This window comes from Algoriphagus sp. A40, from assembly GCF_002002735.1.
In the GTDB taxonomy this organism is placed as follows: domain Bacteria; phylum Bacteroidota; class Bacteroidia; order Cytophagales; family Cyclobacteriaceae; genus Algoriphagus.
In genome coordinates this window covers 1-293 of record NZ_MUNY01000005.1, presented here as the reverse complement: position 1 = coordinate 293, position 293 = coordinate 1, and the positions used below count along the sequence as shown (strand labels likewise).

Genomic DNA, 293 nt, shown 5'->3' with positions numbered 1-293 from the left:
CAGACCAGAACGCTGTCTTTGGACAAGCAGGTGGTATCGGGTGATCCGTACGCTGCGGTAGGTGACGTGGTGGTTTACAACTACGTGATCACCAACAGCGGCAACGTGACCCTGGCCGGACCATTCAGTGTGACAGACGACAAGATTGCGGGCATTGCGGCGGTGAACGGTCCATTGGTACCGGGCGGCAGCGTGACTGCGACAGGCAGCTATACGATTACCCAGACGGATCTGAACAACGGCAGTGTGACCAACGTGGCCAGCGCGAGCGGCAACGGGGTGACCTCGAATAC

Annotated in this window: 1 protein-coding gene; it reads left to right on the top strand. The window is 59.0% G+C overall.

All coding sequences use genetic code 11. The features are described from left to right. Nucleotides 1-18: 18 nt before the first annotated feature. The coding region (locus B0E43_RS23260) for a hypothetical protein (RefSeq protein ID WP_168171861.1) at nucleotides 19-293 on the top strand (275 nt) is incomplete at its 3' end.